Here is a 21,052-nt window from a genome sequence, read left to right on the forward strand (position 1 = left end):
ATGTCATCCCCCGTGCCTTCGTGGTGGACATCCTGTGTCGAAATGCTCGGCGCCGATGTTCCTAAGCAGCAAATCACCATGTATATCCAGCCACTGCAACCAGAGTGGCTGGGCGATGGGATTTTGATGCTGTGGGCGCCCCACCGTTTCGTGATGGACATGGTGACGCAGGAGTATCTGTCCAAGTTGCGTAGTCTCGCCAGCCAGGTCAGTGGGTTGGCGGATCTGGATCTTCGTGTGCAGGTCGGCAGTGCCCAGAAAACGCCGTCGCGGCTGGGTGGGGTCACGCCCCCGGTGGTTCGCCCAGCGGCGGTAGCGGCACATACCCCATCCGGCGGAGCGGGTTCCGCTGCCCCCGTCAGCATGGCCGAGGCGACCGGCTTTGAGGCGCCGATCAATCGACGGCACAATTTTGCGCACTTTATTGAAGGCAAATCGAACCAGGTCGCCCGCGCTGCCTCGTTGCAGGTCGCTGAAAACCCCGGCACAAGTTATAACCCGCTCTTTATTTACGGCGGGGTCGGGCTGGGTAAAACCCATTTAATGCAAGCGATCGGCAATGCCATCCTCGAAAAAAATCCCCAAGCGCGCGTGATCTATCTGCATAGTGAGCGCTATGTCCAGCTCATGTTGCGGGATTTGCGGAGCAATACCATCGAACAATTCAAAGAGCGGTATCGCTCGGCGAATGCGCTGTTGATTGACGATATTCAATTTTTCGCCGGCAAACAGCGTAGTCAGGAAGAGTTTTTTTACCTGTTCAATGCCCTCATTGAGCAGGGGCAGCAGGTCATCATGACCAGTGATCGATTCCCCAAAGAGATTGAAGGACTGGAAGAGCGCCTCAAGTCCCGGTTTGGTTGGGGGTTGACGGTCTGCGTCGAGCCGCCGGATCTGGAAACGCGGGTGGCGATCCTGCAAAGTAAGGCCGAACAGCAGGATTTGTTTTTGCCCTCGGATGTGGCTTTTTTTATCGCCAAGCGCGTTCGCTCCAATGTTCGTGAACTGGAGGGTGCTTTGCGCCGCGTGACGGCAACGGCCCGGTTCACTGAGCAGGTGATTACGGTTGAAACAGCCAAAGAAGCGTTAAAAGACCTGATCGCCGCGCAAGCCAAACTTGTCACACTGGAAAACATTCAAAAAACCGTCGCGGATTATTATCAGCTCAAGGCGGCCGATCTCATCGGCGATCGCCGCACCCGGTCGATTGTTCGACCGCGGCAGATTGCGATGAGTCTGGCCAAGGAGCTGACGAATCACAGCCTGCCCGAAATCGGTGCGGCGTTTGGTGGGCGTGATCATTCCACGGTGATCCATGCCTGCCGCAAGATTGATGAGCTGCGGCATACCGACAGCAAGTTGAATGATGAATATAACTCACTGCGCCATACGCTCAGTGGGTGAGGCGATCCTAAGAATCTGTCAGGAACTACAACATGAGCATGAATTTTCGGGTGAATCGGGACGCGTTGTTGCAAGCGATTGCACAAGTGATTGGCGGTGTCGAAAAACGGCAAACCATGCAAATTTTGGGGAATGTGTACCTTTCCCTGGAGCAGGGCGTATTGACGCTGATCACCACTGATTTAGAAATCCAGTTACGCACGGAGCTGGCCGTTGAGATGGGCGCCGCCGGTGCGACAACCGTGAATGCCAAGAAACTGGCCGACATCGTCAAGATGGCACCTGATGGCGCAAGCCTCGCGTTGCATGAACGGGAAAGCTGGCTAGAAATTGATGCGGGTCGCGGCAAGTTCCGTTTGGCGACCCTCCCGGCGGACGGGTTTCCGCGCATGAATGCCGAGGGCGCGGCGGGTTCTGCGTTCGAGATTCCGCAGAACGCCCTGTACCGCCTGATTGAAAAAACCCAATTTTCCATGGCGCAGCAGGATGTGCGCTATTTCTTGAACGGCCTGTTGTTTGATCAACAATCGGATGCCCTGGTCACGGTGGCGACCGATGGGCATCGTTTAGCCTGTGCGCGGTTGCATGGTGTGTCGGCGGCGCAGCCACGGCAAGTGATCGTGCCGCGCAAGATGGTCATGGAAATGCAAAAAACCCTGTTGCGCGATTCGGCTGAACCCGTGCAGTTAACCTTGCGGGATCAACAAATCGAATTGGTCTGCGGGGATCATCAACTGATCAGTAAATTGATCGATGGGCGGTACCCGGATTATCAGCGCGTCATTCCTAAAAACAATCCGATGCGGGCGCTGCTGAACAAGGCCGATTTGCGCGGGGTACTGCAGCGCGCAAGTATTTTGTCCAATGAGCGATTGTCCGGCGCGGAATTTAAACTGTCGCCGCAGGAGTTGATTATCGACGCGCGCAATGCCGAGAGTGAATCCTCCTCTGAATCGATGCCGATGGCGTTTGTCGGCGACCCGATGAATATCACCTTCAATATTTCTTATTTATTGCAGATTCTCGCGGTGATCGACACCGATCAGGTGCAGTTTGAACTGGATGGCGCCGAGTCCAGCGCGTTGATTCGCCCGGAGGATGATCCGGATGCGCTGGTCTCGTCGCTATTCGTGCTGATGCCGATGAAGATGTGAGCCGCCGCCGCCATTGGCTGTTATCCAGTCACTCAGTGTTGCCAACTTCAGGAATTTGGTCATTCCTGAGGTTGAGTTTTCGCCGCAATTCAATGTGCTGACCGGCGAAAATGCGGCCGGAAAATCCAGCGTGTTGGAAGCGATCCTGTTTCTCGGGACGCTGAAATCGTTCCGTACCGCAAATGTCCAAGAGCTGATTGCGCGGGACGCATCCTGTGCTGTGGTGCGCGCGACGGCCGAGGTGTCGGATGGCCTGCGCTGCGTGCTGGCCGCCGAGCGTTGCAAATCCGGATTGCGATTGCGGATGAATCAAGAGCCGCTGTCGCGCGCCAGTGAATTCATCGCCCAGTTGCCGATCCTGGCTCTGCACGCGCAATCAGATGATTTGCTGTTGGCCGGACCCGATCACCGGCGACGGTTCCTCGACCGGCTGGCGTTCTATTTGCTGCCGGAGTTTTTCGCGCAGTACGCCCAGTTCAACCGTGTGCTGAAGCAGCGGAATGCGGCGTTGAAAGCCCGACAGTCGGTACATCCCTGGAATGAGTTGTTTGTCCGTCATGCGACGAACCTGAGCGCGGCGCGCGCCCGTGCATTGGCGCTGCTCATGGCGGCATTGCCCGGGGTATTGGCTGCGGTTTCGCCTCAATTGCAGGTTTCGGCGGAGTTCCATCCGGGGCACTCGGGTGGCGATTTGCTTGAAGCATTGCAGCGCAGTGCCATTCGAGAACAGGAACTGCGGCAAACGCTGGTCGGGCCGCATCGGGCGGATATCGTCCTGACAACCCCGGAGGGGCCGCTCAAAGCCCTCGCCTCCCGTGGGCAAATCAAAGTCTTCGTTTTGGCGTTGACGCTCGCCGTAGCCGAGGTTTGGCGGGTGCACCGGGCGCATCGCGCCATTTTGTTGTTTGATGACTTTATGACCGAGCTCGATGGCGCGCATTTGTCGCTGGTGTTTGAGTATCTTCAGTCGTTCGGTCATCAGGCTTTTTTCACCACGGTGGATGCCCGCAGCTACCCGGATCATTTCGCTGCACGCTTTGTGTTGCGGGGCGGGCAGTTGTCATCCGTGGTATGATCCGCCGGTTATTTTCGCGGGTTTTAGGCCGATTCTCATGTCAGAACAAAGCAGTTACGATTCCAGCAGTATCAAGGTGCTCAAGGGGCTGGATGCCGTTCGCAAGCGCCCCGGGATGTACATTGGCGACACCGATGACGGGAGCGGCCTGCACCATATGGTGTTCGAGGTAGTCGACAATGCCGTAGACGAGGCCTTGGCCGGGCACTGCGATACCGTCACCGTGGTGATGCATGCGGATGGTTCTGTTTCCGTGGCGGATAATGGGCGCGGCATCCCGGTGGATATTCATCCGGAAGAAGGCGTATCCGCCGCCGAGGTCATCATGACCGTGCTGCACGCCGGCGGTAAATTCGACCAGAACAGCTATAAGGTATCCGGCGGCCTGCACGGCGTCGGTGTGTCCGTGGTCAATGCCTTGTCGGATGAGTTGGAGCTCACGATTTGCCGGAATGGCAAGCAGTACCAGCAATCCTATCGTTTGGGGGTGCCACAGGCGCCCTTGGCCGAAACGGGCACTGCGGAGACGACGGGGACGAGCGTGCGTTTCCTGCCGAGCCCAACCATCTTTTCGGACGTGGTGTTTCACTACGACATCCTCGCCAAACGACTGCGCGAGCTGTCATTCCTAAATTCCGGCATTCGCATGAATTTGCGGGACGAGATTTCGGGGCGGGAAGATGTTTTTTACTATGAAGGCGGTATTCGTGCGTTTGTCGAGCATTTGAACAAGGGAAAAACGCCGATTCACAAGCAGGTTTTGAGTTTCTCCGGTCAGCGGGATGCGGTGTTCGTCGATCTGGCCTTGCAGTGGAATGATTCCTACCAAGAGAGTCTGTACTGCTTTACCAACAACATTCCCCAAAAAGACGGCGGGACGCATTTGACCGGTTTCCGTGCGGCGTTGACGCGTACGCTGAATGACTACATGGATCGCAGTGGGATCCTCAAAAAAGCCAAGGTGTCCACCTCGGGGGATGATTGGCGGGAAGGCTTGGTGGCGGTCATCTCCATCAAGGTGCCCGATCCGAAATTTTCCTCTCAAACCAAAGAGAAACTGGTTTCTTCGGAAGTTAAAAATGCCGTGGAATCTCTGGCGGCAGAAAAACTGGCCGAGTATCTGGAAGAAAATCCGGCCGAAGCGGGGCTGATCACCAGTAAAATCATCGAAGCGGCTCGGGCGCGAGAAGCGGCTCGGCGCGCCCGAGAAATGACGCGCCGTAAGGGCGCGCTGGACATTGCGGGCCTGCCCGGCAAGCTGGCGGATTGTCAGGAAAAAGACCCGGCCTTGTCTGAGTTGTACTTGGTGGAAGGGGACTCTGCCGGTGGATCGGCCAAGCAGGGGCGGGATCGGCGTACCCAGGCGATTCTGCCGCTCAAGGGCAAGATTCTGAATGTGGAAAAGGCGCGGTTCGACAAAATGTTGTCGTCCGCCGAAGTGGGCACGCTGATTACCGCGCTGGGCTGCGGTATTGGCCGGGAAGATTTCAACCCGGACAAGTTGCGCTATCACCGCATTATCATCATGACTGACGCGGATGTTGACGGTAGCCACATCCGTACCTTGCTGCTCACCTTCTTTTATCGGCAGATGCGCGAACTGGTCGAGCGCGGGCATATTTTCATTGCCCAGCCGCCTTTATACAAAGTCAAAAAAGGCAAGCAGGAACAATATTTGAAAGACGAGCTGGCGCTCAATCAATTTCTGCTGCAACTGGCGGTGGATGGCGCGGCGTTGCACATTAGCCCGGAAGCACCGCCCATCGCGGGTGTCGCTTTGGAATCTTTGGCGCGGGATTTCTTGGTTGCGCAGGCAGTGATCGAGCGATTGGCGCATCGTTATGATCCGGTCGTGCTGAAGGCGCTGCTGCGCGTGGCGCGTAGGGAGCCGTCTGAGCTGCTGAGTGAGGCAGCTTCATCCTGGCGTGCGCAATTGCTGCAGGCGATCAATGCGCAGGCGGATGTCGGGGTTCAATATGCCTGGGCGCAGTCCGGGGCAGAGACACCCCCGCACGGCCTGTTGTTCGATCGGATCCAGCATGGTGTTTCACATGAAACATTGCTGCCAGCGTCCTTTTTTGCGACGACGGATTACAAGGTGCTGGGTGATCTCGCGGCGCGGCTTGATGGGTTGCTCTCGGCAGAGTCTCGCGTGGTGCGTGGGGAAAAATCCTTGCCCGTCCAGCAGTTCGAGCAGGCGATTCAGTGGTTGATGCAGGAAGGCCGTCGCGGGCTGGGCGTGCAGCGCTATAAGGGCTTGGGCGAGATGAACCCGGATCAGCTCTGGGAAACCACCATGAATCCGGCGACACGACGCCTTTTACAGGTGCGGATCGAAGATGCCATGGCGGCAGATGAGTTGTTCAGTGTGCTGATGGGTGATGTGGTTGAACCCCGCCGGGAGTTCATCGAGAAATTCGCGCTATCCGCCACCAATATCGATGTCTGATCCCCAGTCGCTTGTCGGAGGGCGGCCGGCGGTTGGTGGCCGCGATCGTCCCACGGGGCGACCGGTTTAATGCTATGCCTGCGGGGTGAACCGCAGGGACAAATCCACCGCCTGGATGTGCTTGGTCAACGCACCGATCGAGATGAAATCCACGCCCGTTTCCGCAACGGCGCGAACCGTGTGGATATCAACATTACCGGAGGCTTCGAGCGTGGCTCGACCGGCCGTCTGCTTCACGGCTTGCCGCAGCGTAGCCAGATCAAAGTTATCCAAAAGAACCCGTTGCACCCCCGCTGCGAGGGCTTCGTCTAGCTCGGCTAGGGTTTCAACCTCCACTTCCAGCGGTAAACAGGGGTGAAGCGCGCGGCTGGCGGCTACGGCTGCGCGAATGGAACCCGCCGCCATGATGTGGTTTTCCTTGATGAGCACCATGTCATACAACCCAAGCCGGTGATTCACCCCGCCGCCGCAGGTCACGGCATATTTCTGGGCAAGCCGGAGACCGGGGAGGGTTTTACGGGTATCGAGAATTCGCGCACGCGTGCCGCGAATCGCATCCACATAGGCTCGGGTCGCGGTTGCGGTTGCGCTCAAGGTTTGAAGGAAGTTCAGCGCTGTGCGTTCAGCGGTGAGCAAGGCGCGCGCGGGGCCGGATAGCTCGGCAAGGCATTGATTGGGGGCGAGGGGTTCACCATCATCAGCGAGCCAGTGAAGTTCGGTGGCCGGTGAAACTTGCAGGAATGTCGCTTCGGCCCAAGGGCGCCCCGCCAACACGCAGGCTTCGCGGGCGATGATGCGGCCAGTCATGCGCGTATCGGCGGGGATTAGTTGCGCGGAGACATCGCCTGCGCCCAAGTCTTCCGCGAGCGCTTGGCGGACGGTTTCGGTGATGTGTGCTGAATCGATCATGGGTTTGCTCGGCAAAATTATCCTCGGCTACTGTACTTCGCGGCGCAGGGGATTGCAGCCCTCGCGCGACATTGTCATATTGTCATAATGCTGTCACCGGCCTTCGATCCAATAGTCAAAATTTTGCAACATGAGGGATACGCGTCATGGCGCCACGGAAAATGATTTTGCTGGTTGAGGATGAAAAGCCGATTCGGGAGATGGTGGCCTTCGCATTGGGGCGGGGGGGCTACGATTTGGTCGAGGCCGGAGATGTGGCCGAAGCCTTTGAGCAAATGTCGCAAAAGCTGCCAGATCTGGTGCTGCTGGATTGGATGTTGCCCGGCGCCAGTGGAATTGAATTTGCCCGTCGCATGAAGCGGGACGAGATGACGCGGGATGTGCCCATCGTGATGCTGACGGCGCGCGGGGAAGAGGAGGATAAGGTTAACGGCTTGGAAGCCGGCGCGGATGATTACATCACCAAACCGTTCTCGCCGCGCGAGTTGATGGCGCGGATTAAAGCGGTACTCCGGCGGGCATCGCCCGAAGACGAGGGCGGCATCATCGAAATTGCCGGCCTCAAGCTCGATCCCGAAAGCCACCGGGTGATTGGTGGCGGGATGGATATCGAGATCGGCCCAACCGAGTTCCGGTTGCTGACATTTTTCATGACCCACCCGGAGCGCGTATTCAGTCGCACGCAGTTGCTGGATCGTATCTGGGGGCGCAATGCCTATGTCGAGGAGCGTACCGTCGATGTGCACATTTTGCGCCTGCGTAAAGCGTTAATGCCCAGCGGGTTTGATGGATTGATTCAAACCGTGCGGGGCGTGGGTTACCGTCTGTCGAGTAAAGCCTGAGCATGTCGCGCCCGCCCCGCCCATCTTCTTCTTCAAGCCAACAGCGGCGTGCGCGGCGATTGGGTGTTGCCCGGTGGCGCCAAGAACTGTTTTTGCTGTTGCTCTGCCTGTCGGTGGGCGGGCTGTTGTGGTTCGCCGGCGGGAATGCGGGTGGGATGTTGGCGCTGAGTCTTGCCCTCTATGCCGCCAGCCTGATCTATCGGTTGATGCGGGTGGCGCGCGCCGCCCGACGGCATCACAGCGGAGCGGCTGTCTATGGTTTGCCCGGTCTGATCCAGGATCGACAGCGGCGGATTCGCAGCGCCTGGGGGCGTCGGCAGCGAAAACTCGCCGATTTGCTGAAGCGCTATCATCACTCGGCCATGTCGGTGCCCGACGCCATGATCGTATTGGCACCGAATCGTGAAATTGAATGGCTCAATCATGCGGCCTGCGATCTGCTTGGGCTGCATCGGAATGATGTCGGGTTGCGCGTAGATAATCTGATCCGTGATCCCGCGTTCACCCGCTGGCTATCGGAGGGGGTGTCGGGGCGTGCCTTAGAATTTCAGTCCCCCGCCGGAGAGCATCGCGCATTGAGCTTACGGCTTGAGGCATATGGCGATGATCGCTGGTTATTGATTGGCCGGGATGTGACGGCGCTGTATCGATTGCAGGGGGTGCGTCAGGACTTCGTGGCCAATGTGTCCCACGAGTTACGCACCCCGCTGACGGTGTTGGCGGGGTATCTGGAAACCTTGCTGGATACGGAAGAAGATACCGATGCCGAGTTCTATCGCATTCTGACGCATATGCATCAGCAATCGGAACGCATGCGCCGCATCGTCGAAGATCTGTTGCTGCTCTCCCGATTGGAGACGACGCATCCCGACGCGGAGTATTTTGAACCGATCGACATGCAGGATCTGCTGACCACGATGGCGGAGGATGCGCGCCTGCTGTCTGGCGAGGATCGGCATCAAATCCTCTGTGAAATCGATGCGGAATTGTGGTTGGTCGGTATCGTGCGCGAGCTGCATTCCGCGTTGTCTAATTTGGTTTTCAACGCGGTGAAATATACGCCGAGCGAAGGCACCATCACGATGAGCTGGCGGCAGAATGCGCAGGGAGAGCCGGTGTTTTCTGTTCGCGATACCGGGATTGGGATCGAACCCCGGCATATTCCCCGGCTGACGGAGCGGTTTTACCGCATCGATGTGGGGCGATCACGCGCCCGAGGCGGAACGGGATTGGGGCTGGCGATCGTCAAGCATGTGATCTTGCGGCACGATGCGCGGCTAGATATTGTGAGCCAGCCGAATCAGGGCAGTACATTTTCGGTGACCTTCCCGGCCAGTCGTGCCGAGCGGCATGTCGGTCGCCTGATGCAGCGATCATCGACTTGAGACCCAAATGCAGGCGAAAAAAACCGGGCATAAGCCCGGTGTGTGCGCGAACAATCGAGCCGAATGCGATCAGGCGGCTGCGTTGGCGCGGACTTTGGGCATCAGCCCAAAGCTTTTGACGAAGGGGCCTGCCAGCGCCGGATTTTTAATCATGCTGGCGTAATCGCCGGCGAAGAATTTGAGGCGGCCGAGCGCCACGGCGGAGCCCAACCCCACCATGCCTGGGGGGGAATCCTGCCACTTCTCCCATTGTTCGGGATGGGCGCGCATGTCCCAGTCGAGATCTGTGCCGTCATAGGGGCCGGCATGAACAATCTGGCCATGCTCGACGCGGACGAAAGCGGCGGGCGCCTCTTGATCGGGATAACCCACGCCGATCGTGGTTGAGAACTGGGCGCGTGCCAGCGCATCGGCAACCTCGGGGGTACTATTCCAGTGGGAACGATACGCCTGCATCCAATCGGTGCTGAATAATTCCATGCAAATATCTCCTGAGCTGAGGTGGGGTGACCGCGTCGTGTTATGGCATCAACCGGCCAGATTACTGGTGAGCCGTTCCTCGGCCGAACAGTAATTCAGCGCATGCTAAATCAGAAGAATTGACGTCTCAAGCAGTACGATTTGTCGGATTTTTCCGACAAATCATGCAGTTCTGCCGAAGTTTCTGCCGGCGATCACGCCAGGCGCTGGCTTATTCGATCCCCCATTTACTCAATCGGTAGCGTAATTGCCGCAGCGTGAGACCCAATTGGCGCGCGGCCTCGCTGCGGTTCCAGCGCGTTTGCGCCAGGGCATGCAGAACCTGTCGCTGTTCATCCGCTTCGATGGGGTCGTGCGGAACAGAGGGCGGCGGGATGGCGGCGCGCGCCGGTTCGTTGGTGCTGAACCCGTCGCCATCGAGCTCGTGTTGGCTGATCTGGTCGTGATCCGTGAGCGCGAGTGCGCGTTCCAGCCGGTTTTCCAGTTCTCGAACATTGCCGGGAAACGGTTGTTGTTGTAACCAGGTTAGCGCATCCGGGCTGAGGTTGGGGGCTGGCCTGTGCTCCCGGGCGCAGAGTTTCGTCAGGATGTGCTGGCACAACAGGGGTAAGTCATCCAGGCGCGCGCGCAGGGGCGGCACCCGAAGCTCGATCACATTCAGCCGGAAATAGAGATCCTGCCGGAATTTGCCCGCGGTGACGGCGAGATTCAAATCCTGGTGTGAGGCGGAAATGATGCGCACATCGATCGGGACTTCGGTCGATTCCCCCACGGGGCGGACTTTGCGTTCCTGAATCGCGCGGAGCAGTTTGACCTGGAGCCCGAGGGGCAGATCGGCCACTTCATCGAGAAACAGGACGCCCCCTTCCGCCGCGCGGAACAGCCCGTCATGCGCCTGATGGGCGCCGGTGAACGCGCCCTTCTTATGGCCGAACAGCTCGCTCTCGATCAGGTCGGCCGGAATCGCGCCGCAATTCACCGCGATGAACGGGCCGTGCGCGCGGGCGCTGTGTTGATGGATTTCCCGCGCCACGAGTTCTTTGCCGGTACCGGATTCACCACAGATAAAGACCGGCGCCTGCGAGCGCGCGAGTTTCTCGATGGTGCTACGAAGTGTTTGCATGGCCGCGGATTCGCCGATCAGCGAAGATCTGGGCACGGCGGGTATGACGACCTGTGGGCTACGAGGCGGGCTGATCACCGAAGGCGCGGGGCGATCGATGGCGGAAGGGGGGCTCTGGTTGAGATTCTGGGCATCGCGCAACAGCCGTTTGAGTACCGCGTGTTCGATGGGTTTGGAGACAAAATCGAAGGCGCCCGCCTTGAGGGCGCGCACGGCGGCATCGACCTGGCCATGGGCGGTAATGACGGCGACGGGCAAATTCGGCCATTGCGCCCGGATTTCATCGAGCAGGTCGAGCCCGTCCCCATCGGGGAGGCGCATATCGGTCAGGCAAAAACCGAGGGTCGCGCCGTGTTGCTGCAGGTGTTGACGGGCTTCGGCCAGATCGGCGGCGAGGTGACAGGTCACCCCCTCGCGTTTGAGCGCTAGGGCGATCAGGGTCCGGATATCGAGTTCGTCGTCAACGATCAGGCAGGCGGTCATCAAAACATTCCTTGTGGCGGCGGCACCGAATCATGCCATGCGCGGCGCGCGCAACACAAAACACACGCCGGATCCTGCGGCGGGCGCGGGTTCGGCAAAGAGTTGGGCGCCATTGGCCAGCGCCAGTTCATGGCTGATGTAGAGCCCGAGGCCAACCCCATCGGCGTGGGTGGTGAAAAACGGCTCGAACAGGGTTTGCATGGCGGCGGGGGCGAGCCCGGCGCCGGCATCACAAAAGTGCAGGGTCAGCCAGGCTGTGTCCTGCGGGTGGATGCTGAGCTGGATATGCGTGCGGCCATCGGCACTTTTCCCATGCCGCTTTGCATTGGCGGCGAGGTTGTCCATGATCTGCCAAAGGTGGGACACATCGAAGCGGATCACGGCCTCATTCGGGGATAAGGTCGGCCCGTTGAAGGTTACGCCACTGGCCTCCCAGTCGAGTCGATGCAGCTCGCTGAATTCCTTCAGCCATTGAGACAGATCGATGCGCACTGGTTGCACCTGCGGGCGCCGCGCGACATCCAGAATGCCTTCGATCAAGCTGTTGATGCGGGCGCTGTGGCGGAGGATGATCGGGATGAGTTCGCGCCGCTCGGCCTCATCAGTGGCGTCGGTGAGTAATTCGGTTGCTTGCCGGATGGACGACAAGGGGTTGCGCACCTCATGCGCGATGCTGGCGGTGAGCCGCCCCAACGAAGCCAGTTTGGTTTGCTGCAGGCGGGCGTCTTCGCTGGAGAGATCAATCAATACCACCAAGGCCCGCTGCCCCAGAACCGTATCCAGCCGGTGAAATTCGGCGCGGAACCGGTGGGGCTCGTTAAACTCCGCGATGTCCGGGTGCTCGCCCGTGTTGTCGTACCAATTCTGCAGCGCGTTGGCGAGCCCCGGATGCACGGCAGACAAAGCCAGCGCCACGGCGCCCGCCTGGCCATTGGCCTCTGGGGCATCGGCGCGGCGCCGCGCGGCGAGGAGTTGGCGGGCGGCGGTGTTGATGTATTCCACCTGGCCGTCGGGCGCGCTCACCAGAATGCCATTCGGTGCCTGTTCAATGACCTGAACCGCGAGGCTGGATAGATAGCTCACTTCGCGTTCGCGCCGCGCGGTGAGGCGTTCGATCCGGCGCATGCGTTGCTCGAAGGTTGCGACCAGCAGAGCGACCACGAACAGGGCGAACCCGAGGAATCCGGCGGCGGCGAACTGCCGCTCTTGCCCATCGAAAAATGTCGTCCAGCTGGTTTCGCCAAGCACCAGCAGGGTCGCGAGCGCCGCGTAGCCCATGGCGGCGGTCGCGCCCAGCAGGACGGCGGTCAAGCCGACGGCGATGATCATCAGCAAGGCGATGCCGCCCCCGGCACCGCCGGAGGAGTGGATGATCAAGGTCAGGATGAGCAAATCCCCCAGCGCATGGAGGTGCGCCTGGGGTCGATAGGGCACGGCGCGCAGTTCGAGCAAAAACTCGAAGGCCATTGCCAGAATCAGATAGCCCCAGGCCGTGAAGGCAAAAAGATAAGAGTCGGTGTGACCAAACACCTGCGGCCCACGGCCGGTGATGGCGGCAGCCACGAGCGCAAACGCGAGAAAGACCCGATAGGCATTGACGAGCCGGATGCCGCGCCAGTTTTCGTGATCCTGCGGGAACGCGGCCGCTTTCATGAGGATTTGCGCCGTGTATCGGCGTCGGCATGGGCCCAGGAGCAATACCACTGCCCCGCGCGCTGCGCGGCCTGTTCGCGTGCGACAAACGCGCCGCAATGCGCGCAACGGATGGTTTCATGGGTGCGCAGCGAGGGATTTTTTTCGGCGGGCGGGTGGCGGCGCTTGAGTTTAAATGCCGCATACAGGTACAGCCCGATGCCAAACAGTACCACCAGCCAAAACAAAAGCTTGCCCATGAAGACTCATCCGGTGAATTAATCTTCACATTATAAGGAAGCGGCGCCGCAAATCCGTGAGCGTGAAGCCCGCCACAGGGCAGTTTCCGGCACATGGCCGCGCGCAGGCTATCGGTTGCCCTGCCCAGTGCGCCCGCGTCGCGCGGAATGGGCGCACCGCCCTGTTTGGGGCTGACACCGGATTACGGCGTTTTGTCTCCGCCTGTGCTCGGCGCATCGGGGATAAATTTCAGCACATCGCCATTGATGCAGTACCGCTTGCCAGTCGGCGGCGGGCCGTCGTCGAACACATGCCCTAGGTGAATGCCGGAGCTGGCGCTGATCACTTCGACGCGGTGCATGCCGTAAGAATCATCGGGTCGTAGCTCGATCGCGCCCGGCACGGGGTTGAAAAAACTCGGCCAGCCGGTGCCGCTGTGGAATTTGGCATCACTGCGGAACAAGGGCGCGCCGGTGATCGGATCGACATAGGTACCGGGGCGGGTTTCATCCAGATGGGAGCCGGTGCCGGGGCGCTCGGTGCCTTTATCGAAAGCGATCTTGCGCTGTTCGGGCGAGAGCAGATAGAACCCGAGCCATTTCCAGAAGCGATCCTTGTCGCCGCTGTAGCCGGTGTACCGCGAAACTTCTTTGCCCTGCTCGAACAGTACGATGGTTGGGGTCGCGAACAGGGCTTTCTCCAGTGTCCAGCCTTTGGGCGGGTTCGGGTTGAGGGTGGTCACCACCGGCACCGGCGAGTGCCAGTCGCTGAGGACTTCTTTCTTGAAGCGTGCGCAGAACGGGCAATCCGGGGCTTCAAACACGATCAGCTGGCGATCCAGATGCAAGCTGGCGGGGTCGAGTGGGGGCGGCAGGGTGCTGCTCGGTGTGCTGACCCCCGCGACCGGATAGGGCACGCCCGTGCCGCCCAGGCCGCAATAGCCATTCGGATTTTTTTCCAGATAATCCTGATGGTATTCCTCGGCGCGGTTGTAGTTCTTCAAGGGCGCAATTTCGGTGGTGATTTTGCCGTAGCCCGCTTTGCTGAGGGCGGCTTGATAGACCGCCTCGGTTTGCAGTGCGATGGCCTTTTGCGCCGGGTCGGTATAGAAAATCGCGCTGCGATAGTTGCTGCCGACATCGTTCCCCTGGCGATCGCCCTGGGTCGGATCATGGCTTTCCCAGAACTTGGCGAGAATGGTTTGCAGGCTCACCCGCGCGGGGTCGTACACGACCTTGACCACCTCGGCGGCGTTGACGGCCTGGCTTTGTCCCGATTCGATGGCGCGCTCGACCGTGAAAATGGTTTTGTAATTCACCTGCGGGGCATCGCCGCCGGCATAGCCGACTTCGGTCGAAACGACCCCGGGGATGGCCGCCAGCCGCTTTTCTGCGCCCCAGAAACAGCCCATGCCGAGCACGATCGTCTCTGTGTGCGCGTTTGGGATGGGGGGGGCATCCGCCGCAAATGTATTCATGATTCCTCCGCCAAAAATCAGCGCGAGCCAGGCGCTCCAAGTTTTCCAGCCGAACAGGTTACGCATTTTATTTCTCCTCGGGGGAAGTCGTGGTGGCGATCAGCAGACCGCTGGCCCACCACTGTTGCAATTGAGCTTCTGCCAAGGGACGCAGGGCATCGGGCGACTGTCCCAATTCCGTGGCGAGCTGTTCCAGATTCGCCGCGGCCGACTGCTCCGGATGGGCGTCGAGCAAGACCAGCCAGCGTGCACTGGCGGCAGACAACTCCGTGGTTTGCACCACGCCATCGGCATCGCGTTGCAGCCAGAGCCAGGTGGTGGTGGCCGCTGCGCCCTGTATGGGATCGAATGCCGCCTGATGCACCGGATAGCCGCATTCGAGCAGTAGGCCATCCGGATGCGGGCGCAGCCTGCTGGTCAAGAGATCGGCGGGTGGCGCGCCGGGGTCGGGGGGCACCTGCTCCGAACCGATACGGCATTCATGCAACGCCGCTTCATACGCGATCAGCTCCTGCTGTGCGCGGGTGAGCGGAATCGGGCTGTGTTCGGCAAGATACTCGGCAAAACGCAGCGGCACATCGGAAAAGAACGGCGAATGCTGGGGCACTTCGGCAAAAAATGGCCGAACCAGCGCGTACCAGTCGGTGTCGTCCAGGCTGGCTTTGAACCGCGCGAATGTCGATTCCAGCACGCCATCAAAATTGTTGAAAAACAAGGTGTGATAAAGCCGCATGCGATCCGGGTCGCAGCCCGGCGGCACGGGGGCGGAATCCGGATTGCGAATGAATGCGGTGAACGCCGCCTGGAGTGCGCGAAAATCCGTGGTCATGCGGCCGCCTCCGCCACGCGGGCACCGATGGCGCGAATCTGTCCGACTTCCGCCATTAATTCGGCCAGGGGCGGAATCTCGAAATCCCGCTCCAGCAGAGTCGGTACGGCGCCAAATCGCTGATAGGTATGTGCCAGCAGCGCCCAGACGGGGTCGGACACGGGCGCGCCGTGGGTATCGACGATCAGATCCGGCGCGAGTTGCAGATGCCCGGCCACATGCAGGTAGCGCACCCGCTCAACCGGCAGCGCATCGAGAAACGCGATGGGGTCGTAGTGGTGATTCACGCTGTTGACGAACACATTGTTCACATCGAGCAGCAAATGGCAGTCGGCCTGCGCAAGAATCGCGGTGATGAATTCCAGTTCAGACAATTCTGCGTTCGGCGCGGTGTAGTACGACACATTTTCCAGCGTCAGGCGTTGCCCGAGAAAATCCTGAACCTGCTGAATGCGCTCGACCACATGCGCCACCGCGGCTTCGGTGAAGGGAATCGGCATCAAATCATAGAGATGCGCGTTATCACCGCAAAACGACAGATGCTCGCTGTACAGTACGGCGCCGCGCTCGGCCATCCAGGCGCGCAATTGTGTTAGGAAGCCCCAATCCAACGGCGCCGGCCCGCCGATCGAGAGTGATAGCCCGTGGAGATACAACGGGTAACGCTCGCAGAGGGCGGCAAAGCGCCGTTGCACCGCACCGCCCAGCCGCAGCCAGTTTTCCGGCGCGACTTCGAGGAAATCGAGGGCGGGTTCGGTCGATTCAATCTCGTGCATCAGGCTGCCTCGGCGCAGCCCGATCCCGACATTCAATCCGGAAGAAGAAAAGGTGTTCATCGGTTTAGCCTAGTGTAGTGAATCACTCTTGCTGGTACATTCAGCGAATCCCTGAACGGCCAGCCGCAAGGCGTGGTTTTGCAGGAATAGCGGGACTATTTCAAGAAACCGCAACGCAGCGGATGGCCGCTCAGGGGCTCGCCCATAGGGAGCAGCCTCAAGACGCCATGACGGCGTTGCGGCGCTTGACCGTAGACCCACTATGGCCTGCGCGCTGCGCCTTGTCCTAGCGTCTTGGGGCGGCTCTGAAAGTGCCAGCAAGAGTGATTCACTACACTAGCAGATACCAGCCTGTGCCACCGGCGCACCGAGGGCACAGACCGGCGGGGCGCATCAGCTGCCGGACTTCATATTGCCGCCGCAGGAATGTTCTTTATCTTTTTTCATGTTGGCACCGCAGGAACCATCGCTTTTTTTCATGTTGGCGCCGCAAGAGCCATCGGCCACTTGCACCAGACTGGCGCCCTGCTGGCTGTGGAACGGATTGTCGGCGGCGAGGGCGGCACCCGACAATGCAACGGCCGTCAGGGCGGTCGAGGCGAGCAGGCTGGCTTTCATGGAACGGGTTTTCATGGCGAATTCTCCAAAGTTGTTCAAAGTGCACGAATCATCCGTGCAAGTTATTTACGCCGGTCGTTCGGGGTTGGGTGCAGCGGGTGCAAAAATTTTTTCGCCCGATTTTTCAACCCGGGTGAAGCGGTGGAATGGCCTGGCTTCGGCGGAGTCGGTTGGAGGCTCGTGTAGAATGCGCCATCCCGTTTCTTTCGATGGATGATGCCCATGCACGATCACCGCACCCTGCCCCGCCGCGCGCTGCTCAGCGTTTCTGATAAAACCGGCCTCCTGCCCTTTGCCGAAGCGCTGCACCGGCACGGGGTGGCGCTGATTTCTACCGGGGGCACCGCCACGCTGTTGCGCGAGGCCGGTTTGCCGGTGACCGAAGTGGCCGAAGTGACCGGCTTCCCCGAAATGATGGCGGGGCGGGTGAAAACGCTGAATCCGAAAATCCACGGCGGCATTCTGGCGCGCCGGGGCGTCGATGAGGCGGTGATGACCGATCACGGCATTGCGCCGATCGATGTGGTGGTGGTGAATCTGTATCCCTTCGCCGAAACGGTGGCCAGACCCGATTGCAGTTACGAGGAGGCGGTGGAAAACATCGACATTGGCGGCCCGGCGATGGTGCGTGCGGCGGCGAAAAACCATAAAGATGTGGCGATCATCGTCGATCCGGCGAATTATGATCGGGTCATTGCCGAAATCGAGGCGGGCGGCATCACCGGCCGCACCCGCTTCGAGCTGGCCGTGCAGGCGTTTGAGCACACGGCTCGGTATGACGGCATGATTGCCGACTACTTCGGCAAGAAGGTCACGGGCACCGCGTTTGCCCCGACCTTCAATCTTCAGCTGCGGCAGGCGGCGGTGTTGCGCTACGGCGAGAATCCACACCAGCAAGCGGCGTTTTATGTCGAGCACCAGCCGCCGGTGGGCAGTATTGCGGCCGGTGAGGTATTGCAGGGCAAGGCGCTGTCGTACAACAACATTGCCGATGCCGATGCCGCGCTGGAATGTGTCAAGCAGTTCGATGTTCCGGCCTGCGTGATCGTCAAGCATGCCAATCCCTGTGGCGTCGCGGTGGGTGCCGATTTAACCGTGGCTTATGATCGTGCGTATGCCACCGATCCCACTTCGGCCTTCGGCGGCATCATTGCGTTCAACCGGCCGCTCGATGCACATACCGCGCGGATCATCCTCGAACGGCAGTTCGTGGAGGTCATCGTGGCCCCAGCGATTAGCGCCGAGGCACAGGCGGAGTTGGCGGCCAAGCCGAATGTGCGCGTGCTGGCGGTGGGTCAATGGCAGACTCCGGCACCGGCGCGACTGGATTTCAAACGGGTGCATGGCGGGCTGCTGGTGCAGGATGAGGATGCGGCGCGCATCAGCGCCGCCGATTTGCGGGTGGTCAGCCAGCGGGCGCCGACCGAAGCGGAGCTGCGCGATTTGCTGTTTGCCTGGCGGGTGGCGAAGTTCGTCAAATCCAACGCCATCGTGTACGCGAGTGGGGAGCAGACCATCGGCGTCGGGGCGGGGCAGATGAGCCGGGTGTATTCGGCGCGCATCGCGGCGATCAAGGCGGAGGATGCGGGCTTGCCGGTCGCGGGGTCGGTGATGGCCTCCGATGCGTTTTTCCCCTTCCGCGATGGCATCGATGCCGCGGCGGCGGTCGGCATTCGCGCGGTGATTCAGCCCGGAGGCTCGATGCGCGATCAGGAAGTCATCGACGCCGCCAATGAACACGGACTGGCGATGGTGTTCACCGGCGTGCGGCATTTCAGGCACTAAACGATGGCCGCCCATCCCCTGCTGGCGTCGTGGCCCGGATTCGCGTTCTTGGGCTGGGGGCTTGCGCTCCTCGCCAGCCTGCTTTGTCTGGTCATCCTCTGGCAGGGGCGGGTGGTTCGTCGGCAGCTTGTGTCCGAATTGGCCGCATTGGGTGCCGAGCATGCCGCGCGCGGCGCCGAGCTTCAGGGACAGCTTGCCCGTGCTCAGGCATTGGCGGTGGAGTTGGCCGGGGTGCAGGCGGCCTTGCAGGCGGCGGAAAAATTGCAGGCAGCTCAGCGCAGCCAATTCGAGGCCGCATTGAACAAAGCCGAGGAGACCGAGGCGGCGTTGCGCGCCGCCTGGCAGGACGCCGCGCAGCGTCAGGTGGAATTGCAGGAACGACTGGTGCAGGAACAGCGTGCCGCCGCTGAAAAACTCGCCCTGCTCGATCAGGCGAAAACCCAGTTGCAACAGGCATTTCAGGCGCTTTCTGCCGATGCGTTACGCGCCAATAACGAATCCTTTCTCAAGCTGGCCGGTGAGAATCTCGCCCGGTTTCATACGCAGGCGACCGAAGATCTGGCGCAGCGTCAGCAGGCGATTAACCAGCTTACCCAGCCGATTCGTGAGCGGCTGGATGCGTTTGATCAGAAGCTCGGCTTGCTTGAGCAGGCGCGTACCCAGGCGTATAGCGCCGTCAATCAACAAATCAATGACTTGCTGCAAATTCATCTGCCGAAGCTGCATCGGGAAACCGCCGATCTCGTCCGTGCCTTGCGTCAGCCGCAAACCCGGGGGCGTTGGGGCGAGGTGCAGCTCAAGCGGGTGGTCGAGCTGGCGGGCATGCTCGAACATTGTGATTTTGCCGAGCAGGTGAGCCAGACCGGGGACGGCAATCGGCTGCGCCCGGATTTGATCGTGCAGTTGCCGGGCGGTCGGCAGGTGGTGGTGGATGCCAAGGTGCCGCTGCAGGCGTATCTGCAGGCGATGGAGGCGCCGAGCGATGAGGTCAGACAGGCCGCCCTGCTCGATCATGCCCGCCAATTGCGCCAGCATATTGCCCAGTTGAGCAAGAAGGAGTATTTCGACCAGTTCAGCCCGACGCCGGAATTTGTGGTGCTGTTCGTGCCGGGCGAGGTGTTTTTCTCTGCCGCGTTGATGCAGTCGCCGGATCTGATCGAGTTTGGCGCCGAAAAACGGGTGATTCCGGCCAGTCCGACCACGCTGATTGCGCTGCTCAAGGCCGTCGCCTACGGGTGGCGACAGGAGGCACTGGCGAAAAACGCGCAGGAGATGGCCGATCTGGGGCGGGATCTGTACGAGCGTATGGGGGTTCTGGCCGGGCACTGGCAGAAAGTGGGCAAGCATCTCGATCAGGCGGTGCAGAGTTTCAACCTGTCGGTGGGCTCGCTCGAAGGTCGCGTATTGCCCGCCGCCCGCAAATTCCGCGAGCTGGGGGCGGTGCGTAGCGATAAGGACGCGCTGCCGACGCTGGAGCCGTTGACGACCGATACCCGGCCATTGACCGCGCCGGAGCTCTCGCCGCCCGCCGCCGATCTGCATGAATGAGGCGGGGCGGGGAACCGCCATGCCCGCCGCGCATCCAACCCGTTCCGATTCCTGATTCACCGGAGATGCCATGAACGCGCAAGAACAAGCCCTGCTCGACGATTTGCTGCGCAATTTACACACGGCGGCGCAACAAGTGTCGCCCGAAAGCCTCGATGCCGATGCCGCCGAGCAGATTCGGCGGGCGTTCGCGGCTGAGCCGAAACTGGCCTATCTGATCACGCAACGCCAGTTGCTCTTGCAGCAGGCGCTGCAGGCGGCGCAGGCGAAGATTCGCCAGCTCGAATCTGCCGCTGCGCCCGCCGCGAGCGGCAGTTTTCTGGGTATGCCGGCTGCGTCCCCGAATCCCCAGGTCAATCCCCAAGCTAATGCCCAAACCAACGCCTGGGGGCAGCCCCTGGGGCGTGCCCCGATGGCGGCAGAGCCTGCGCCCATGGCGGCCTCAATGGCCGCGCCGGGCCAGTCGGCGCGCAGTGGCCTGGGCGGTGGTTCCTTCCTCGGTACGGCGGCGGCGACGGCCACTGGGGTAGTGGGCGGTGCGTTGCTGTTCCAAGGGATTGAGCACTTGCTGGGCGGGGGCGGGTTCGGCGGCGGGATGGCTCAGGCGCCCGTAGAGGACATCACCAATGTCACCGAAAATTTTTACGGGAGCGATGCGGCGACCGATGGGGGACAAGGCTGGCAAACCGCAGACTACAACGACCCTTCGGTGAACCCCCTAGATGACGGCAGCAGCGGGCTGGATTCTTCCGGCTGGAGCGATGCGAGTGACGACACCGGTAGCGGCGGTCTGTTCGACGGCCTGTTTGGTGGCGGCGATGGCGGGGATGATTGGGTGTAGCG

General features: G+C 60.6%; 18 protein-coding genes. 9 read left to right on the forward strand and 9 right to left on the reverse strand.

The features are described 5' to 3' along the window. Genes dnaA through gyrB form a run of 4 tightly spaced genes read left to right on the forward strand, consistent with a single transcriptional unit; the run spans nt 1 to nt 6,082 of the window. On the forward strand, nt 1-1,404 hold the full coding sequence (dnaA, locus tag VOI35_RS00005; protein ID WP_407275856.1) for a chromosomal replication initiator protein DnaA: 1,404 nt from the start codon (nt 1-3) through the stop codon (nt 1,402-1,404). Nucleotides 1,405-1,436: 32 nt separating this feature from the next. Continuing rightward, nucleotides 1,437-2,558: a DNA polymerase III subunit beta gene (gene dnaN / locus VOI35_RS00010; protein WP_407275857.1), complete on the forward strand. Its 1,122-nt coding sequence runs from the start codon at nt 1,437-1,439 to the stop codon at nt 2,556-2,558. A gap of 13 nt (nt 2,559-2,571) precedes the next feature. Then, on the forward strand, nt 2,572-3,633 hold the full coding sequence (gene recF, locus VOI35_RS00015; protein ID WP_407275858.1) for a DNA replication/repair protein RecF: 1,062 nt from the start codon (nt 2,572-2,574) through the stop codon (nt 3,631-3,633). A 37-nt stretch (nt 3,634-3,670) separates the two neighbouring features. Then, nucleotides 3,671-6,082 carry a DNA topoisomerase (ATP-hydrolyzing) subunit B gene (gene gyrB / locus VOI35_RS00020; RefSeq protein WP_407275859.1) on the forward strand — a complete coding sequence of 804 codons (2,412 nt, stop codon included), beginning with the start codon at nt 3,671-3,673 and terminating at the stop codon, nt 6,080-6,082. A gap of 72 nt (nt 6,083-6,154) precedes the next feature. Here gyrB and nadC read toward each other — a convergent pair whose 3' ends face one another. Further along, nucleotides 6,155-6,991, reverse strand: coding sequence for a carboxylating nicotinate-nucleotide diphosphorylase (nadC, locus tag VOI35_RS00025; RefSeq protein WP_407275860.1), 837 nt, complete (start codon nt 6,989-6,991; stop codon nt 6,155-6,157). Nucleotides 6,992-7,137: 146 nt separating this feature from the next. Here nadC and phoB point away from each other — a divergent pair, with 146 nt between their 5' ends. Next, a complete protein-coding gene (gene phoB / locus VOI35_RS00030; RefSeq protein WP_407275861.1) occupies nt 7,138-7,833 on the forward strand; it encodes a phosphate regulon transcriptional regulator PhoB in 696 nt (231 codons plus the stop codon). A gap of 2 nt (nt 7,834-7,835) precedes the next feature. Then, nucleotides 7,836-9,218, forward strand: coding sequence for a phosphate regulon sensor histidine kinase PhoR (phoR, locus tag VOI35_RS00035; RefSeq protein ID WP_407275862.1), 1,383 nt, complete (start codon nt 7,836-7,838; stop codon nt 9,216-9,218). Nucleotides 9,219-9,287: 69 nt separating this feature from the next. Here phoR and VOI35_RS00040 read toward each other — a convergent pair whose 3' ends face one another. The 8 genes from VOI35_RS00040 to VOI35_RS00075 all read right to left on the reverse strand — a co-directional run bounded on the left by VOI35_RS00040 (nt 9,288) and on the right by VOI35_RS00075 (nt 16,891). Further along, nucleotides 9,288-9,698 carry an SCP-2 sterol transfer family protein gene (locus tag VOI35_RS00040; RefSeq protein ID WP_407275863.1) on the reverse strand — a complete coding sequence of 137 codons (411 nt, stop codon included), beginning with the start codon at nt 9,696-9,698 and terminating at the stop codon, nt 9,288-9,290. Nucleotides 9,699-9,909: 211 nt separating this feature from the next. Next, on the reverse strand, nt 9,910-11,304 hold the full coding sequence (locus tag VOI35_RS00045; protein WP_407275864.1) for a sigma-54-dependent transcriptional regulator: 1,395 nt from the start codon (nt 11,302-11,304) through the stop codon (nt 9,910-9,912). Between the two features lie 30 nt (nt 11,305-11,334). Next, nucleotides 11,335-12,957, reverse strand: a complete 1,623-nt coding sequence (locus VOI35_RS00050) for a sensor histidine kinase (protein ID WP_407275865.1) — start codon at nt 12,955-12,957, stop codon at nt 11,335-11,337. Then, nucleotides 12,954-13,196 (reverse strand): PP0621 family protein, encoded by a 243-nt coding sequence (locus VOI35_RS00055; RefSeq protein ID WP_407275866.1) that lies wholly within the window; start codon nt 13,194-13,196, stop codon nt 12,954-12,956. The genes VOI35_RS00050 and VOI35_RS00055 overlap by 4 nt, the downstream gene beginning before the upstream one ends. 182 nt (nt 13,197-13,378) lie before the next feature. Continuing rightward, entirely contained in the window at nt 13,379-14,719 is a 1,341-nt protein-coding gene (msrA, locus tag VOI35_RS00060; protein WP_407275867.1) for a peptide-methionine (S)-S-oxide reductase MsrA, read from the reverse strand. Nucleotide 14,720: 1 nt separating this feature from the next. Further along, nucleotides 14,721-15,482 (reverse strand): DUF2063 domain-containing protein, encoded by a 762-nt coding sequence (locus tag VOI35_RS00065; RefSeq protein ID WP_407275868.1) that lies wholly within the window; start codon nt 15,480-15,482, stop codon nt 14,721-14,723. Continuing rightward, nucleotides 15,479-16,318 (reverse strand): DUF692 domain-containing protein, encoded by an 840-nt coding sequence (locus tag VOI35_RS00070; protein ID WP_407275869.1) that lies wholly within the window; start codon nt 16,316-16,318, stop codon nt 15,479-15,481. Before VOI35_RS00070 ends, VOI35_RS00065 begins: the two co-directional genes overlap by 4 nt. A 333-nt stretch (nt 16,319-16,651) precedes the next feature. Next, nucleotides 16,652-16,891, reverse strand: coding sequence for a hypothetical protein (locus VOI35_RS00075; protein ID WP_407275870.1), 240 nt, complete (start codon nt 16,889-16,891; stop codon nt 16,652-16,654). A 207-nt stretch (nt 16,892-17,098) separates the two neighbouring features. On the opposite strand from VOI35_RS00075, the gene purH reads away from it, so the two are divergent. The 3 genes from purH to VOI35_RS00090 all read left to right on the forward strand — a co-directional run bounded on the left by purH (nt 17,099) and on the right by VOI35_RS00090 (nt 21,050). Then, entirely contained in the window at nt 17,099-18,661 is a 1,563-nt protein-coding gene (gene purH, locus VOI35_RS00080; RefSeq protein WP_407275871.1) for a bifunctional phosphoribosylaminoimidazolecarboxamide formyltransferase/IMP cyclohydrolase, read from the forward strand. A gap of 3 nt (nt 18,662-18,664) precedes the next feature. After that, on the forward strand, nt 18,665-20,209 hold the full coding sequence (gene rmuC / locus VOI35_RS00085) for a DNA recombination protein RmuC (RefSeq protein WP_407275872.1): 1,545 nt from the start codon (nt 18,665-18,667) through the stop codon (nt 20,207-20,209). Nucleotides 20,210-20,279: 70 nt separating this feature from the next. Further along, entirely contained in the window at nt 20,280-21,050 is a 771-nt protein-coding gene (locus tag VOI35_RS00090) for a DUF2076 family protein (RefSeq protein ID WP_407275873.1), read from the forward strand. Nucleotides 21,051-21,052 lie beyond the last annotated feature (2 nt).

Source organism: Halothiobacillus sp. DCM-1 (assembly GCF_045689735.1).
In the GTDB taxonomy this organism is placed as follows: Bacteria; Pseudomonadota; Gammaproteobacteria; order Halothiobacillales; family Halothiobacillaceae; genus Halothiobacillus.